The following is a 530-nucleotide window of genomic DNA, read 5'->3' as shown; positions in this document are numbered from 1 at the left end:
AGCAAACCGCACCTGAACGTCGGCACCATCGGTCACGTTGACCATGGCAAGACTACTCTGACCGCTGCGCTGACCAAGGTCTGTGCTGAAACCTACGGCGGTTCCGCCCGTGCTTTCGACCAGATCGATAACGCGCCGGAAGAAAAGGCTCGCGGTATCACCATCAACACCTCGCACGTAGAGTACGATTCTCCGACTCGTCACTACGCGCACGTTGATTGCCCTGGTCACGCTGACTACGTCAAGAACATGATCACCGGTGCTGCGCAGATGGACGGCGCGATCCTGGTTTGTTCCGCTGCTGACGGCCCGATGCCGCAGACTCGCGAGCACATCCTGCTGTCCCGTCAGGTAGGCGTTCCCTTCATCGTCGTGTTCCTGAACAAGGCCGACATGGTTGATGATGAAGAGCTGCTGGAACTGGTTGAGATGGAAGTGCGCGATCTGCTGAGCACGTACGACTTCCCAGGCGACGACACGCCAATCATCATCGGTTCTGCGCTGATGGCGCTGAACGGTCAAGATGACAA

Annotated in this window: 1 protein-coding gene; it reads left to right on the top strand. The window is 57.9% G+C overall.

Features of this window, described 5'->3' with window-relative positions:
- Positions 1–530: GTP-binding protein (locus AC27HQ_RS16955; RefSeq protein ID WP_487157374.1), on the top strand; the 530-nt coding region annotated here is incomplete at both ends.

The sequence above is a fragment of the Halopseudomonas sp. 4NH20-0008 genome (genome assembly GCF_057548395.1).
The sequence above is the reverse complement of the archived record's forward strand: the minus strand, read 5'-3'. Positions and strand labels throughout refer to the sequence as shown.